The following is a 16249-nucleotide window of genomic DNA, read 5'->3' on the forward strand; positions in this document are numbered from 1 at the left end:
CGTTGGTCGGCACACCCTCACCCCTTGAACCGCAGCCCGACGCCCGGTTCGGTGAACAGGTAGCGCGAATCCAGCGCTGAATCACCCAGCTTGTGCCGCAGCTTGCCGACCAGGATGCGCAGGTAGTGGGTGTCGTGCTGGTGGGTCGGTCCCCAGATCTCCTGCAGGATCTGGGGCTGGGTCACCACCCGCCCGGCGTTGCGCAGCAGCAGCGACAACAGCGCGTACTCCTTGCGGGTCAATGCGACGGGCTCGCCGTCGAGCGCCACTTCACGGCGCACCAGGTCCACATGCAGGTGGCCGTCGTCGAACACCGGCGGCGTGCCGTCGCTGGGCACGCTGCGGGTGCGCAGCAGCGCCCGCACCCGCGCCATCAGCTCCTGCGTGCCGAACGGCTTGGTCACGTAGTCGTTGGCGCCGGTGTCCAGCGCCCGTACCTTCTCGGCTTCGCCGGCGCGCACGGTTAGCATGATCACCGGCACCTGGCTCCACTGCCGCAGCTGTTCCAGCACCTCGTGGCCTTCCATGTCCGGCAGGCCGATATCCAGGATCACCAGATCCATGTCCTCGCTGGCAGCCAGCTGCAGGCCTTCCTGGCCGGTCGCCGCCTGCCGTACCTGGTAGCCCTGCGCGCGCAGGCTGATGTCCAGGAACCGGCGGATCTGGGTTTCATCATCGATCACCAGCACGCGCGCGGCCGGCACGCTGGCATCAATCGGGGTCGGGCTCATCGTGGGAGGCTGGCTTGAGCAGGGGCAGGGTGATGCGGATCAGGGTACCGCGACCGTCGCGCCCGGGCAGCGCCTGCACGCTGCCGCCGTGCGCGCCGATCATGCCCTGGCAGATGGTCAGGCCCAGGCCGGTGCCGTGGCGGCCACGGTCACCGCGTTCGACGCTGTAGAACATGTCGAAGATGCGCGCACGCTCGTCGTCGGGAATGCCGGGGCCGGCATCGATCACGTCGATGCGCAGCTGGCCGTCCAGCTCGCGCGCCTGGACCTGCACGGCGGCATCGGGCGGTGAGAACTTGGCCGCGTTTTCCATCACGTTGAACACCGCCTGTTCGACCAGCGCCGGGTGTACCCAGATCGGCGCCAGCGTGGCCGGAATGTCCAGCTCCAGCCGCACCCTGGGCTGGTAGCGCTGCAGGCGCCGTGCGGCCGAGCCGATCAGTTCGTCCACGCCGATCCAGTCGCGGTTGATCTTCAATCCCTCGTGGCCGAGGCGGGTCATGTCCAGCAGATTCTGGATGTAGCGGTCCAGCCGCTCGCCCTCGACCAGGATGGTGTCGAGCAGGGCGCGGCGATCGGCCGTATCCATTGCCGCACCGTAGCTGGCCAGGCTGTCGGCCGAGCCGATCATCGCCGCCAGTGGCGAGCGCAGGTCGTGCGACACCGAAGAGAGCAGCGCCGAGCGCAGTCGCTCGGTCTCGTTGCTGACGTGCGCCTGCTCCAGTTCGGCCACCAGCCGCGTGCGCAGCGCGGCCTGCGCGATGTCGTCGACCATTGCTTCGGCCAGCTGCCGTTGTTCGGGCAGCAGGCGCGCCTGTGCGCCGGGCAGGTACAGGCCGGCCACGCCGATCGCGCGGTCCTCGCCATCCAATAGCGGCAGGAACCACCACTGCGCACCGGCCAGGGTATCGGTGAAGCGTCCACTGGGCTGGCCATGGCGCAGCGCCCAGTCGGCGGCGGCCAGGTCGGTGTCGCCGGGCTGGCTGCGGCCACCGGTTGCGGTGTCGGCGCCGATCCGCAGCCACGCCGGCACGTCCATCGCCTGTTCCAGCGCATGTCGACCCGCCTGTGCCACCTCGCCGTTGCCGGCGGCACTGGCCAGCTGCCGGCCCAGCTGCTGGCGCGCACGTGCATGGCGGTTGGCCGCACGCAGCGCGATCACCTGCATGCGCAGGCGCGAGGCCAGGCGTCCGGCCACCAGTGCGGCGGCCAGGAACAGGAAGACGGTGATCACGCCCTGGCGTGCGCCGATGGCGAAGGTAAAGCGCGGTGCGATGAACAGGAAGTTGTAGGCGAGGAAACACAGGATCGCCGCCATCACCGCCACGCTGGCACGGGTGCGTGCAGCCACCAGCACCACCGCCACGATGAACACCATCGACAGGTCGGCCATGCCCACCCAGCGTTCGGCCAGCCAGGCAACCACGCACGCCAACGCCGTGGCGATCAGGGCCTGCACGGGTTCATGGCTGAAACCACGCACCGGTGCCATCAGCCCCTCGCGGCGCGAACGTGCACGTGCCTGCGGCGTGCTGATGATGGTGATCTCGTAGTGCGCGCCGCGCTGGATCAGCTGCTGGGTCAGGGTGCGGTTGAACATCCGCGCCAGCGGACGTTCGCGGGTCCGGCCGAGCACCAGGGTCGACACGCCGTTGTGCGCGGCATGGTCGAGCAGGGCATCGGCGATGCTCGATCCGTGCAGCAGTTCGGCGTCGCCGCCCAGGCGCCGTGCCAGTGCGAAGGCCGCATCGATTTCGCGCCGGGTCGCCTCGTCCTGGCGTCGGCCCTGCACGGTCACCACCGTCCACGGCGCGTCGCGGCGTTCGGCGATGCGACGCGCCACCCGCACCAGGTATTCGCTCTGACCGCCGCCATCAATGGCCACCAGCACGCCGCGACGCAGCGGCAGGTTGCTCTCGCCGCGTGCGGCGCGTGCTTCACGCAGGCTGCTGTCGACGCGGTCGGCGGCTTCCTGCATCGCCAGTTCACGCAGCGCGGTCAGGTTGGCCGGCGAGAAGAACGCCTGCAGCGCCTGCGCGGCCTGTTCGGGCACATAGACCTTGCCCTGCTGCAGGCGCGCGATCAGTTCGCGTGGCGGCAGGTCGACCAGCACGATGTCATGCAGGCGGTCGAGCACGCCGTCCGGCACGGTCTCGCTCACGCGTACGCCGGTGATCCGCATCACCACGTCGTTGAGGCTTTCCAGGTGCTGGATGTTGACCGTGGTCCAGACGTCGATGCCGGCGTCCAGCAGCTCCATCACGTCCTGCCAGCGCCGCTCATGGCGGCTGCCCGGCGCATTGCGATGGGCCAGTTCGTCCACCAGCACCAGCGCTGGATGCCGTGCCAGCACGGCATCCAGGTCCATTTCCTGCAGGGTATGGCCGTGATAGGCCACTGCCTTCAGCGGCAACTGCGGCAGGCCCTCCAGCAGCGCCTGGGTATCGGCGCGGCCGTGGGTTTCCACCAGGCCCACGACCAGGTCGACACCGCGGCGCAGCTGTTCCTGTGCGCGGGTCAGCATGGTGTAGGTCTTGCCCACGCCCGGCGCCGCGCCGAGGAACACGGTCAGCTTGCCGCCGGCTTCGCGTTGCAGGCCTTCGACCAGGGCATCGGCCTGGCGGGTACGCGCATCAGTCATGGGTGCCATTGTGCGCGCAGCCGGTGCAGGCCGGCATCACGGTGCCTTGGCTGCGTGGTCCAGCGCGAAGTTCAGCGTCACCACGTTGACCCGCGGCTGGCCGAACAGGCCCCACTGGCGACCTTCGGTATGCGCCTGCACCAGTGCCTGCACGCGTTCCACCGGCAGGCCACGGGCGCGCGCCACGCGTGCCACCTGTAGCTGCGCCGCGGCCGGCGACAGCTGCGGATCCAGGCCACCCGCGGACTGCGTGACCAGGTCTGCCGGTACCTGCGCGGGGGTGACACCTTCGCGCGCGGCCACTGCAGCCGTGCTGGCGGCAACACGCTCGGCCAGCGCCGGGTTGCTGCGCGCCATGTTGGAACCGGCCGCGGCCATCGGGTCGTAGCTGGCCGCCGACGGACGCGCCTGGAAATAGCCGTCACCGGTGAACGGCTGCGACAGCCACGCCGAGCCGCGCACCTGGCCGTTGCCATCGCGCAGCAGGCTGCCCTCGGCCTGGGTGGGGTAGGCCAGACCGGCGAAACCGGTGGCGATACCGGCGTAGACCGCACCGGCCAGCAGCAGGGTAGCCAGGCCCAGGCCGATGGCCGGGCGCCAGCTGGCGCCATCCTGCAGGCTGGCCACGCGGGCCTCGGCTTTTGCTTCGCGGGACAGGGAGGTGGAGGTGGAAGCGGAACGGTTCATGCGCCGAATACCAGGACAAGAAGGAGGTCGATTGCCTTGATCGCTGCGAACGGCAGCAGCACGCCGCCGAGGCCGTACACCAGCATGTTCCGGCGCAGCAGTGCGGTTGCAGTGGCCGGGCGGAAGCGCACGCCACGCAGGGCGAGCGGGATCAGGGCGGGAATCACCAGGGCGTTGAAGATCAGCGCTGCCAGCACCGCATTGCGCGGGCTCGACAGCTGCATCACGTTCAGTGCGGCCATGGTCGGAACGGCCGCGGCGAACAGCGCCGGCAGGATCGCGAAGTACTTGGAGACGTCGTTGGCCAGCGAGAAGGTGGTCAGCGCGCCGCGGGTGATCAGCTGCTGCTTGCCTACTTCCACCACCGCCAGCAGCTTGGCCGGGTCCGAATCGAGGTCGACCATGTTGCCGGCCTCCTTCGCCGCCTGCGTACCGGAGTTCATCGCCAGGCCGATGTCGGCCTGGGCCAGTGCGGGGGCGTCGTTTGTACCGTCACCGACCATCGCCACCAGGCGACCGCCGGCCTGCTCCTGGCGGATGCGTGCCAGCTTGTCCTCCGGGCGAGCCTCGGCGATGTAGTCGTCGACGCCGGCTTCGGCAGCGATCGCGGCGGCGGTCAGCGGGTTGTCGCCGGTGATCATCACCGTGCGGATACCCATCGCCCGCAACTGCGCGAACTTCTCGCGCATGCCGTGCTTGACCACGTCCGACAGCTCGATCACGCCCAGCACGTGGCGGCCCTCGGCCACCACCAGCGGGGTGGCACCATTGCGTGCGACCTGCTCGACGCGACCGGCCAGTTCCGCCGGCACGTTGCCGCCCAGCGCCTGCACGTGGGTGCGGATCGCATCGGCGGCGCCCTTGCGGATCTGCCGCCCATGTTCCAGATCCACGCCGGACATGCGGGTCTGCGCACTGAACGCCAGGTACTCGGCGTGGTCCGCTTCGGCGGTGGCACAGCCCTGTTCGCGCGCAAGGCGCACGATCGACTTGCCTTCCGGGGTCGGGTCGGCCAGCGAGGACAGCAGTGCCGCCTCGCGCAGCTGGCTGGCGTCGATGCCGGCCAGCGGATGGAAGTGGCTGGCCTGGCGGTCGCCGTAGGTGATGGTGCCGGTCTTGTCCAGCAGCAGCACGTCGACGTCGCCGGCCACCTCCACCGCCTTGCCCGACTTGGCCAGCACGTTGGCGGCCAGCGCACGGTTCATGCCGGCGATGCCGATGGCCGGCAGCAGGCCGCCGATGGTGGTCGGGATCAGGCATACCAGCAGCGCGATCAGCAGCAGCGGGTCGACCTTGACGCCGACCGCGGCACCAATGGCCGGCAACGTGGCCACCACCACCAGGAAGGTCAACGTCATCGCCGCCAGCAGCAGGGTCAGCGCGATCTCGTTCGGGGTCTTCTGGCGGTTGGCGCCTTCCACCAGCGCGATCATCCGGTCCAGGAAGCTGTGGCCCGGTTCGGCGGTCACCCGCACGATGATCTGGTCGGACAGCACCTTGGTGCCGCCGATCACGCCGGAGCGGTCGGTACCGGCCTCGCGCAGCACCGGCGCCGATTCGCCGGTCACCGCCGCTTCGTTGATGGTGGCCAGGCCCTGCACGATCTCGCCATCGGCCGGCACCAGCTCACCGGCGCTGACGATCACGTGGTCGCCCGGGCGCAGTTCGGCGGCCGGTACCTGGGTTTCGGCGGCGCCCGGCTGCGGCGCCGCCAGCCGGCGCGCCACCAGGTCCTGGCGGGCACGCCGCAGCGAGGCGGCCTGGCCACGGCCACGCGCTTCGGCCACCGCTTCGGCGAAGTTGCCGAACAGCACGGTCACCAGCAGGATCACGGTCACTGCCAGGCCGAAGCCCAGTGGTGCATTGCCGGTCAGGGTGACGATCGCGGCCACGATCGTGCCGGCCATCACCACCGCCATCACCGGGCTGCGCACCAGATGCATCGGCGACAGCTTGCGCACTGCATCGACCAGCGCACGGCGCAGGCCGGCGCCATCCAGCAGGGCAGGGCGCGCTGCATGGGTACTACGGGTTGAACTTGCTTGGGTACTCATCAGGGTGTCCTTAGTGCAGTCCCAGGCTCAGGTGGTCGGCGATCGGGCCGAGTACCAGCGCCGGCATGAACTGCAGCACGGTCAGGATGACGATCACCGAGACCAGGGTCAGGGCGAAGGTCGGGGTTTCGATCTGCAGGCTGCCGGCAGACTCCGGGGCCTGGCGCTTGGCAGCCAGCTGTGCGGCCACCACCAGCGGAATGATCAGCAGCGGGAAGCGGCCCAGCAGCAGTACCAGCGAGCAGCTCAGGTTCCACCACAGCGTGGCGTCACCCAGCCCTTCGAAGCCCGAACCGTTGTTGGCGTAGGCCGAGACGTACTCGTAGAAGACCTGGCTGATGCCATGGAAGCCGGGGTTGGAGGTCCCTGCCAGGCCGGGTACGGCCAGGGTGATCGCGGTGAACACCAGCAGGGTGATCGGCTGCAGCAGCACCAGCAGGGCCAGCAGCCGCACCTGTGGCGTCTCCAGCTTGCGGCCGAACAGTTCCGGCGTGCGGCCAGTCATCAACCCGGCCAGGAACACGCCCAGCAGCAGATAGACGATGAACTGCTGCAGGCCACAGCCGATGCCGCCCCAGATCGCGCTGACCAGCATGTTGACCATCGCGATGCCACCGCTCAGCGGCGCCAGCGAATCGTGCATGCCGTTCACCGAGCCGTTGGAGACCTGGGTGGTCACCGCCGCCCACAGCGCAGTGCCATCGGCGCCGAAGCGCACCTCCTTGCCTTCCATCAGCAGCGGCGTGGCGGCGCTGGCGCTATGTCCTTCGCTCCACATCATCGCGCCGGTGGAAAGCAGCGACATGCCCAGCATGCAGCTGAACACCAGGGCGCCGAAGCGACGTCGGCCGGTGAACACACCGATCATGAAGATCACTGACATCGGCACCAGCAGGATGCCGACGATTTCCAGCGCATTCGACAGCGGGGTCGGGTTCTCCAGCGGGAAGCTGCTGTTCGGGCCGTACCAGCCGCCACCGTTGGCGCCCAGCTGCTTGGCCGCGACCATCGCCCCGACCGGGCCCAGCGGCAGCTTCTGTTCGGCCATGCCGGCGCTGGCGTCGATCGGCGTGGCCTGCGGCCCACCGGTCATCGTCGACGGCACGCCCTGGCTGGTCAGCAGCAGGGTCCACACCAGGCACAGCGGCAACAGGAAGCGCACGCACAGGCGCACCACGTCCACGTAGTAGTTGCCCACCGCCACCTGGCGGTCATCGCCGGTACCCGTCGCCACCGCAGCCTGCGGCGCACGCGAGAACAACGCGCGCAGCGTCGCCACTGCCAGCGCCAGGCCCATCATCGGCGTGACCACCTGCAGGCCGGTGATGCCGGTCATCTGCGAGAGATAGGACAGCTGCGCCTGACCCGAATAGTGCTGCTGGTTGGTGTTGGTCAGGAACGAGATCATCGTGTGCAGCGCGGTGTCCCAGCGCATGTTCGGGATCTGGTCCGGATTCAGTGGCAGCCAGGCCTGCGTCATGAACACCGCCTGGGTCAGTACCGCGACCACCACGTTGCTCAGCACGAAGGCCAGCACGTAGCCGCGCCAGGACATCGAGCGCGACGGATCGACCCCGAACACCCTGTACAGCGGTTTCTCGATCCAGTGGAACAGCACGTCGACCTTCATCGGCGTGCCACGCATCACGCGGGCCAGGTACAGGCCCAGCGGCCACGCCAGCAGCAGGCTGGCGGCAATAATCACAAGCATCTCAGTCATGGCCGGCTCCGCTCAGAACGACTCGGGCCGCAGCACGACATAAAGGAGATAGGCGGCGGCGACCAGCACCAGCACGCCACACAACAACGACAGCCAGGGGGACATTGCAATAGCGTCCTGGTGGAACCCCTCCACCTCAGGCCGTCATCGTCGTCCTGCCCCCCATAAACGCACTACGCGCCGGACCGGGCCGACGCGTAAAGAGTGCATAAATTCCGTGGGCCAATCCGTAACCAGGCCCTGGGTAGCGCCGGGCCATGCCCGGCGACGGGAGCGTGGTCAGCCCGCCGGAGCCTGGCTCGCCGGCACCTGCCCCTTCAGCTCGCGATAGCGCTGCAGGGTGCTGTCGATCTCGGCCTTCAACACCTGCTGCTGCTGCAGGAACCCGGCTTGCAGCCGTTGCTGCGACTGCAGCTGCACGTGCCGCTGGCGGATCGCCTCGGCCTGCTTGTCGGCCACCTTGCCACCGGCCAGTTCGCGGTCACCTGCGGCCGCCAGCAGCGCCACCAGCGACTCACGCAGGCTGGTGACGTTGTACTCGGCGGTCTTCAGGTTGTTGTCCAGCACTTCCTGGCGCTCGGCGAACACCCGGCGCAGGTCGTCCTCGCTGCCATAGGTGGTCAGCATCGCCTGCTCGGTGCGCTGGCGGGTCTGCGCGGCCATCAGGTCCAGCTGCTGCTGCGCCGCCTCCGTGCTGGCGGCGGCGCGCTCTTCGTCGGTCAACGCGCGCTGGACCTGCGCATTGCGCAGGCCACTCTTCGCGTTGAACTCCTCGCGGGCATGGTTGACCGCGTCGGCCGGCAGCGAATCACTGCAGATCCGCTCCTTGCCCTCGTTCCAGCAGTACAGCTTCTTTTCCGTCTTGCCGCTGTCGCGCGACTGCGCCGGTACGGTGAACGGCACGGCCAGCAGCAGGCCGGCAAAGAGGACAGCAGGAACTCGGGACATGACCTTTCCCCTGGGTCGGTCAGCGGATCGAACGGACGCCGTACTGGGCCCGGTAGGCTTCCAGCGGCTGCCGGTAACCCACAAGTTCCGGGTTGCCGGAGGCGAAATCAAGCAGGTCGGCCAGCGACGCCACGGCGATCACCGGAATGCCGGCCTCTTCGGCCACCGACTGTGCCGCCGAGCGGCGGTCGGTTTCCGAGGCGATCTCCTGGCGGTCCAGTGCCACCACGATGCCGGCCGGGGTGCCACCGGCGGCACGGATGATGCCCAGCGCTTCGCGGATCGCGGTGCCGGCGGTGATCACGTCGTCGACGATCAGCACGCGCTTGCCATTCATGTCGGCGCCGATCAGCTGGCCGCCTTCGCCATGGTCCTTGGCTTCCTTGCGGTTGAACGACAGCGGCAGGTCGCGGCCACGCTGGGCCAGCTCGCAGGCCATCGCGGTGGCCAGCGGAATGCCCTTGTAGGCCGGGCCGAACACCACGTCGTACTTGATCCCGGTGGCATCGATGGCATCGGCGTAGCAGGCGCCGAGCTGCGACAGCAGCGAACCGGAGTCGAAACGACCGGCGTTGAAGAAATAGGGGCTCAGCCGGCCGGACTTGAGGGTGAACTGGCCGAAGCGCAGGGCGTCGGCGGTCAGGGCCAGCTGCAGGAAACGGTGGCGGTGGTCGCTCATCAAAACTCGATTCATCTTCATTTGGAGCACAAATCCTAATCCAGCTGGGCGTTTCGCGCTCGTCCGGGGCCCTGTGAAGGGTGTCGCGGCCCGGCCTGGCGGACTGCGCAGCCCCGCAGGCAACCGGTATGCTTGCCCGGTTTCCCGCCGCAGGTCCCCCGCATGCGCATCATCAGTTTCAACGCCAATGGCATCCGCTCCGCCGCAACCAAGGGCTTCCTCGACTGGTTCCGGTCCCAGGACGCCGACGTCCTGTGCATCCAGGAGACCAAGGCCCAGGAAGACCAGCTGACCGACCCGATGTTCCGCCCGGACGGCCACCACTGCTTCTACCGCGACGCCATCACCAAGAAGGGCTACAGCGGTGTGGCGATCTACAGCAAGCGCGAGCCGGACCAGGTGATCACCTCGCTGGGCTGGGCCCCGTTCGACGACGAAGGCCGCTACATCGAGGCGCGCTACGGCAACCTCAGCGTGGTCTCCTTCTATATCCCGTCGGGCAGCTCGGGCGACCTGCGCCAGGGCTTCAAGTTCGAAGTGATGGAATGGCTGCGGCCGATCCTCGAGGAATGGGCGCGCAGCGGCCGCGACTACGTGCTGTGCGGCGACTGGAACATCGTGCGTTCGGCGCTGGACATCAAGAACTGGAAGTCCAACCAGAAGAACTCCGGCTGCCTGCCGGAAGAGCGCGACTGGCTCAATGCCCTGTGCGCCGACCATGGCCAGGCCACCGATGTCGCCGCCGGCCGTGGCTGGGCTGACGCCTACCGCCTGCTCAACCCCACCGGCGAGGACTACACCTGGTGGAGCAACCGCGGCGCTGCCCGTGCCAACAATGTCGGTTGGCGCATCGACTACCAGTTCATCACCCCGGGCCTGCGTGACCGCCTGCGCAGCTGCTCGATCTACCGCGACGAGCGCTTCTCCGACCACGCGCCGTTCATCGTGGACTACGACCTGTGACCGAGGCTGCCAAGCCGCGTCGGCCGTGGCAGCAGGTGGTGTCCAACCTGAGCCAGCGCAAGGTGCTGGCGATGCTGCTGCTCGGCTTCAGTTCCGGCCTGCCGATCTATCTGGTGGGCAACACGCTCGGCTTCTGGATGCGCAAGGAAGGCATCGAGCTGAGCACGATCGGTTTCCTGTCATGGGTCGGGCTGGCCTACACCATGAAGTTCCTGTGGGCGCCGATCGTCGATAAGACCGACGTGCCTCTGTTCGGTCGCTTTGGCCGCCGCCGTGGCTGGATGCTGCTGTCGCAGCTGGTCGTGGTGGTGGGCCTGGTCGGCATGGCGCTGGTCCAGCCCAAGGGGGGCCAGATCCAGTTCCTGGGTATCGCCTGGCAGCACATCGTCGTGTTCGGCGTGATGGCCGTGATCGTGGCGTTTGCTTCGGCCACCCAGGACATCGTCATCGATGCCTGGCGCATTGAAAGTGCTGACAACAGCGAGCAGCTGGGCCTGCTGACCTCATCCTCGGCGCTGGGCTATCGCACCGCATTGCTGGTCACCGATGCGCTGATCCTGATCATCGCGGCCCGTGTCGGCTGGCAGGTCTCGTACGAGATCATGGCCGTCCTCATGGCGCTTGGCGTGGTGGCCGTGGTCATGGCCCGTGAGCCCGCGCGGGAAGTGGCTGCCGTGCAGGTTCAGGCGACCTCGCTGTGGACGCCGCGGGGCCTGTTCGACGCCGTGGTGGGGCCGTTCATCGCCTTCGTCCGCGAGCATCGTAGTGGTGCGATCCTGATCCTGGTGGCCATCAGCGTCTATCGCATGGCCGACTTCGTCATGGGGCCGATGGCCAACCCGTTCTACGTCGATCTCGGCCTGGACGAGGACACCGTTGGCGCTGTACGTGGCTCGGTGGGCCTGGTCGCGACCTTCGTCGGCATTGCTGCGGCGGGCCTGGTCTCGGTTCGCTGGGGAGTGCTGGCGGCGCTGATGGTGGGCGCCGTGCTGGGTCCGGCCTCCAACCTGGCGTTTGCCTGGCTGGCCTATTCGGGCCCGGACACCACCCATTTCGCGGTGGCCATGGCAATCGACAACTTCGCCAGCGGTTTCGCCGGTACGGCGCTGATCGCCTATATGTCGAGCCTGACCAGCATCGGATACACCGCAACCCAGTACGCGCTGCTGAGTTCGTTCTACGCGATGCCCGGCAAGGCGCTCAAGGGGCTCTCGGGGTGGTCGGTACAGACGCTCGCGCAGGGCCGGACGCTGCTGGAAGGCTACGCGCTGTTCTTCGTCGGTACCGCGCTGGTGGCGATCCCGGTGGTGATCCTCTGCGCTCTGTTGATCGTGCAGCAGCGCCGTCGCCAGGCCGCAAGCGCCGCCTGATTGCCTGCCCGCCCGGTCTGCGGGATCATCGCCCCCGACGCGCCGAGGGGGCGGTGCCTTGCGAACGGGGAAGTGAGCATGGCCGACGTTGTGCTGCGGGACCTGGACCCGCTGCTGCTGGAACGTATCCGACGTGTCGCGGTTGCCCGCGGCTGGACCCACGAACAGACCTGCGCCGCCTTGCTGGAGCAGGGCCTGTTCAGCAGTGAACTGGAGGTCCGCTCCGGCTTCGGCGATCCCGAAGTGGACGCGCTCTCCGACGCCATCGCCGCCCTGCAGGCCCTGCCCGCAGGGCAGGGCTTCGATTAGTGCCCATGTAGCGTCGAGCCACGCTCGACCGCCGTTCCCGGTAGATCCACGCCATGCGTGGATGACCACCTCACGCCAGGTGGATCGCCCCCAGGATCCGCGGCCCCGTCGCCCCGGTCACGCTCGGCAGGTTGCCGGCCAGCCCGTCCATCGTCCGCTGCGCCAGCCAGGCAAAGCCCATCGCCTCCACGTACTCCGGGTCCAGCCCATGCACCGCGCTGGACTCCACCTGCACCCCCGGCAGCCGTGCAGCCAGCCGCTTCATCAGCTGCCGGTTGCGCACCCCGCCGCCGCACACCAGCAGGCGCCGGGTCTGCGGCTGCTGCGCCAGCAGCGCATCGGCCACCGTCGCCACAGTCAGCTCCAGCAGGGTGGCCTGCACATCGGCGGCAGCGTACTGGCCTTCGCCCATGTGGGCCTCGGCCCAGGCCAGGTGGAACTGCTCACGGCCTGTGCTCTTCGGCGGCGGCAGCGCGAACCACGGCTCCGAACGCCAGCCGGCCAACAGGCGTTCGTCCACCGCGCCACTGGCGGCATACGCGCCGTCGGCATCAAAGGTGCGGCCGGTGTGGCGCTGGCACCAGGCATCCATCAGCGCGTTGGCCGGGCCGGTATCGAAGCCACGCACCGCGCCTTCGCGCGGGATCAGGGTCAGGTTGGCGATCCCGCCCAGGTTGAGCACGGCGCGGTCTTCATCAGCCGTGCCCAGCATGCCGAGGTGGAAGGCCGGCATCAGCGGCGCACCATGGCCTCCGGCTGCCACGTCGCGGCGGCGGAAATCACACACCGTGGTGATCCCGGTCAGCTCGGCGATGCGGTTGCCGTCGCCCAGCTGTACGGTGAAGGCCGGATTGGCCAGCGGGCGATGGCGCACGGTCTGGCCGTGCGAGCCGATCGCGCGGACCTGGCTGCGGTCCACGCCGGCCTCGGCCAGCAGTTGATTGGCGGCTTCAGCGAAGCTGATCGCAATCCGCGCGTCCAGTTCGCCGAGCTCTTCCAGCGAATCCAGCGGCCCGCCTTCGCCCAGCGCCACCAGCCGCGCGCGCAGCACCGGCTCCCAGCGGGCGGTCAGCCCATGCACGAAGCGGCAGCCACCACTGGCGGGGAACTGCACCAGTGCGGCATCGATGCCGTCGGCGCTGGTGCCCGACATCAGGCCAAGGTACAGGGGGGCGTCGCTGTCGGCAGTCGTGTTCATGGCAGGCATAAAAAAAGGACGCGGCAAGCTTGGGCTGCCGCGTCCTTCTTCGTCAACGCAGGGGCTCAGCCGCGCTTGCGGCCGGTTGCCTGTTTGTCCTTGGCGCTGGCAACCTCGGGGGCGGCCTCGTCGCGGCTGGTCGGTGCCGGGCTGGCGTCGGCGTAGATCAGCTTCTCCATGCCCTGGATGCGCGCCATCGCCGGTGCGGTCTGCGCGCGGAAGGCGACCAGCTCGGCGCCCTTCAGCGGCTCCGGCGGCGGCATGGTCACGGTCAGCGGGTTGCGGTGCTCGCCGTTGACGCGGAATTCGTAGTGCAGGTGCGGGCCGGTCGCCAGGCCGGTCGAGCCGACATAGCCGATCACCGTGCCCTGGGCCACACGCTGGCCGGTCTTGATGTTCGCAAAGCGCGACATGTGGCCGTACAGGGTGGTGTGGCCGCGGCCGTGGTCGAGGATCACCACGTTGCCGTAGCCGCGCTGCACCCCGGCGAACTGCACGCGGGCGTCGCCGGCGGCCATGATCGGGGTGCCGGTGCGCGCGGCGTAGTCCACGCCCTTGTGCATGCGCATCTTGCCCAGCACCGGGTGCTTGCGCGCGCCAAAGGTCGAGCTCAGCCGTGCGAACGGGATCGGCATGCGGATGAAGCTCTTCTTCAGCGAACGGCCGTTGATGTCGTAGTACTCGGACTTGCCGTTGCGGTCGAAGCGGAAGCCGGAATAGGTCTTGCCACCGGTGGTGAAGGTCGCGGCCAGGATCTTGCTGGTGTCCACCTTCTCGCCTTCGCGCCAGGTTTCATCCATCACCACGCTGAAGCGGTCGCCCGGCTGCAGGTCCTTCGAGAAGTCGATGTCGTACTTGAAGATGTCGTCGGTCATCGTCGCGATCGCCGACGGCGACAGCCCGGCGCGCCGGGCCGCGGCATACAGCGAGCTGGTGATCTCGCCGCTGGTGACCACCGTGCGCGTGGAGGTCTCGCGTTTGGTCACCTTCTCCTTGATGTCATCGCCGGCCAGGCTCAGTTCCACCCGGTTGTCGGCATCGCGGTCGAAGCGGATGCTGCGCAGGTCACCGGACAGCGGCATGTCGAAGGCGATCTCGGCACCCGGGCGCAGCTTGGTCAGCGCCTCACGCGCACCTGGGTGGTCCAGTACCCGGTGCAGGGTGGTGGCCGGAATGCCGGCCTTGTCGAACAGGTCGCTCAGGGTCTGGCCGCGCTGCACCCGCAGCACCTGCCAGCTGTCGCCGGGCACCTGCTGCTGGCGGGCCAGGGTCAGCGGCGGCAACGGCAGCGCCAGGCTGGTGTGGCTGTCGGCGAAGGGCGCGTCGATGGTGTGCGAGAAGCCGGGGACGATGGTCGCCACCAGGGCGCCGATGGTCGCGAACAGGCTGGCATGCATCCAATGACGGCGGGTCCAGCGCTCATTGAAGGCGGCGGGAAGATGTTGCCTGAGCTTCCGATGCAGGGCGTTGTCGTGCAGGACGTGGAGGCGTTCCTGGAAGCGCTGCTTGCGTGCGCGCCCTTGTTCGGAATTGTGCATCGGCGGTTTTTTCCTGGCAGCCCGGGAGCACGGGCCTGATCGCCGGTTACCATAGACACCTGAGAAAACGGCGTCAAACCCTTGTGCCCATTGGCTTTTGTGAAGCCAATCGGGTTAACTTTGCTTTAACACCCCACACAAGAATCGGCGTTGCCGGGAGTAGTCACGTGTCCTCGATTGAAGAAGCCCTTGCCCTGATCGGCCGTGGTGCCGACGAGATCCTCAAGCTCGAGGATCTGCGTGCGCGCCTGCAGGAAGGCCGCCCGCTGCGGATCAAGGCCGGCTTCGACCCCACCGCGCCCGACCTGCACCTGGGCCATACGGTGCTGCTGAACAAGATGCGCCAGTTCCAGGACCTCGGCCACCAGGTCATTTTCCTGATCGGCGACTTCACCGGCATGATCGGCGACCCGTCCGGCAAGAGCCTGACCCGCAAGCCGCTCAGCAAGGACGACGTGCTGGCCAATGCCCGTACCTATGAAGAGCAGGTATTCAAGGTGCTGGACCGCAACCGCACCGAAGTCCGCTTCAACTCGGAGTGGTTCGGCAAGATGGGCGCCGCCGACATGATCCGCCTGGCCGGCCAGCACACCGTGGCGCGCATGCTCGAGCGCGACGACTTCGCCAAGCGCTATGCCGCCCAGCAGTCCATCGCCATCCACGAGTTCCTGTACCCGCTGGTGCAGGGCTACGACTCGGTGGCCCTGGAAGCGGACGTCGAGCTCGGCGGTACCGACCAGAAGTTCAACCTGCTGATGGGCCGTGGCCTGCAGGAACACCACGGCCAGAAACCGCAGGTGGTGCTGACCATGCCGCTGCTGGAAGGCCTGGACGGCGTCAACAAGATGTCCAAGTCGCTGGGCAACTACATTGGTATCAGCGAACCGGCCATCGACATCGTCACCAAGACCATGAAGGTGGACGACACCCTGATGTGGCGCTGGATCGAGCTGCTGTCCTTCGACATCAGCCAGGCCGAAGCCGTACAGCTGCGCGAGCAGGTGGCCAATGGCGGCCTGAACCCGCGCGTGGTCAAGCTGCGCCTGGCGCGTGAACTGGCCACCCGCTTCCACGACGCCGCGGCGGCCGAGCAGGCCATTGCCGGCTGGGAAGCGGCGGTGACCGGGCAGGGCGACATCACCCAGCTGCCGCTGCAGGACGTGGCGATCCCGGCCGAAGGCCTGCGTATCGCCGCACTGCTGACCGCGGCCGGCCTGACCCCGAGCAACTCCGAAGCCAACCGCAAGCTCAAGGAGCGTGCGGTCAAGGTGGACGGTGAAGTGGTCGAAGACGGCCAGCAGGTGCTGCAGCCGGGCTTCGAAGGCCTGCTACAGGTCGGCAAGCGCACCTTCGCCCGCGTGCGCCTGGTCGCTGCCTGAGACAAAGGAAGGGCCGGCGCAGCCGGCCCTTC

Annotated in this window: 14 protein-coding genes; 4 read left to right on the forward strand and 10 right to left on the reverse strand. The window is 68.2% G+C overall.

What is annotated here, in order from left to right; all coding sequences use genetic code 11:
- Window positions 1-17: 17 nt before the first annotated feature.
- The 8 genes from ACZK33_RS01570 to pyrE all read right to left on the reverse strand — a co-directional run bounded on the left by ACZK33_RS01570 (window position 18) and on the right by pyrE (window position 9460).
- Window positions 18-731: a response regulator transcription factor gene (locus ACZK33_RS01570; protein WP_004153862.1), complete on the reverse strand. Its 714-nt coding sequence runs from the start codon at window positions 729-731 to the stop codon at window positions 18-20.
- Window positions 712-3372 carry a sensor histidine kinase gene (locus tag ACZK33_RS01575; RefSeq protein WP_368851616.1) on the reverse strand — a complete coding sequence of 887 codons (2661 nt, stop codon included), beginning with the start codon at window positions 3370-3372 and terminating at the stop codon, window positions 712-714. The genes ACZK33_RS01570 and ACZK33_RS01575 overlap by 20 nt, the downstream gene beginning before the upstream one ends.
- Before the next feature lie 36 nt (window positions 3373-3408).
- Window positions 3409-4059, reverse strand: a complete 651-nt coding sequence (gene kdpC, locus ACZK33_RS01580; RefSeq protein WP_422347057.1) for a potassium-transporting ATPase subunit KdpC — start codon at window positions 4057-4059, stop codon at window positions 3409-3411.
- Complete coding sequence (gene kdpB / locus ACZK33_RS01585; RefSeq protein ID WP_423173879.1) at window positions 4056-6113, reverse strand: potassium-transporting ATPase subunit KdpB; 2058 nt, start codon at window positions 6111-6113, stop codon at window positions 4056-4058. The genes kdpC and kdpB overlap by 4 nt, the downstream gene beginning before the upstream one ends.
- A 10-nt stretch (window positions 6114-6123) precedes the next feature.
- A complete protein-coding gene (gene kdpA, locus ACZK33_RS01590) occupies window positions 6124-7833 on the reverse strand; it encodes a potassium-transporting ATPase subunit KdpA (RefSeq protein WP_423173878.1) in 1710 nt (569 codons plus the stop codon).
- A 12-nt stretch (window positions 7834-7845) separates the two neighbouring features.
- Window positions 7846-7938, reverse strand: coding sequence for a potassium-transporting ATPase subunit F (locus ACZK33_RS01595; protein ID WP_005407770.1), 93 nt, complete (start codon window positions 7936-7938; stop codon window positions 7846-7848).
- 174 nt (window positions 7939-8112) lie between these two features.
- A complete protein-coding gene (locus ACZK33_RS01600; RefSeq protein ID WP_423173877.1) occupies window positions 8113-8781 on the reverse strand; it encodes a hypothetical protein in 669 nt (222 codons plus the stop codon).
- A gap of 19 nt (window positions 8782-8800) precedes the next feature.
- Window positions 8801-9460: an orotate phosphoribosyltransferase gene (pyrE, locus tag ACZK33_RS01605; protein ID WP_010486876.1), complete on the reverse strand. Its 660-nt coding sequence runs from the start codon at window positions 9458-9460 to the stop codon at window positions 8801-8803.
- A 162-nt stretch (window positions 9461-9622) separates the two neighbouring features.
- Here pyrE and ACZK33_RS01610 point away from each other — a divergent pair, with 162 nt between their 5' ends.
- The 3 genes from ACZK33_RS01610 (at window position 9623) to ACZK33_RS01620 (ending at window position 12102) form a co-directional block, all read left to right on the forward strand.
- Window positions 9623-10423: an exodeoxyribonuclease III gene (locus tag ACZK33_RS01610; RefSeq protein WP_032128444.1), complete on the forward strand. Its 801-nt coding sequence runs from the start codon at window positions 9623-9625 to the stop codon at window positions 10421-10423.
- Window positions 10420-11793 carry an AmpG family muropeptide MFS transporter gene (locus ACZK33_RS01615; RefSeq protein ID WP_423173876.1) on the forward strand — a complete coding sequence of 458 codons (1374 nt, stop codon included), beginning with the start codon at window positions 10420-10422 and terminating at the stop codon, window positions 11791-11793. The genes ACZK33_RS01610 and ACZK33_RS01615 overlap by 4 nt, the downstream gene beginning before the upstream one ends.
- 78 nt (window positions 11794-11871) lie before the next feature.
- Window positions 11872-12102 carry a hypothetical protein gene (locus ACZK33_RS01620; protein WP_005420465.1) on the forward strand — a complete coding sequence of 77 codons (231 nt, stop codon included), beginning with the start codon at window positions 11872-11874 and terminating at the stop codon, window positions 12100-12102.
- Between the two features lie 70 nt (window positions 12103-12172).
- Here the strand turns inward: ACZK33_RS01620 and ACZK33_RS01625 are convergent, their stop codons facing one another.
- Window positions 12173-13300, reverse strand: coding sequence for an anhydro-N-acetylmuramic acid kinase (locus tag ACZK33_RS01625; protein ID WP_423173875.1), 1128 nt, complete (start codon window positions 13298-13300; stop codon window positions 12173-12175).
- A gap of 65 nt (window positions 13301-13365) precedes the next feature.
- The gene (locus ACZK33_RS01630; protein ID WP_423173874.1) at window positions 13366-14838 is read right to left on the reverse strand and encodes a M23 family metallopeptidase; all 1473 of its coding nucleotides are present in this window, start codon (window positions 14836-14838) and stop codon (window positions 13366-13368) included.
- Between the two features lie 167 nt (window positions 14839-15005).
- Here ACZK33_RS01630 and tyrS point away from each other — a divergent pair, with 167 nt between their 5' ends.
- On the forward strand, window positions 15006-16217 hold the full coding sequence (gene tyrS / locus ACZK33_RS01635; protein WP_134951770.1) for a tyrosine--tRNA ligase: 1212 nt from the start codon (window positions 15006-15008) through the stop codon (window positions 16215-16217).
- Window positions 16218-16249: the final 32 nt, after the last annotated feature.

Source organism: Stenotrophomonas sp. 86156_Sma (genome assembly GCF_056481625.1).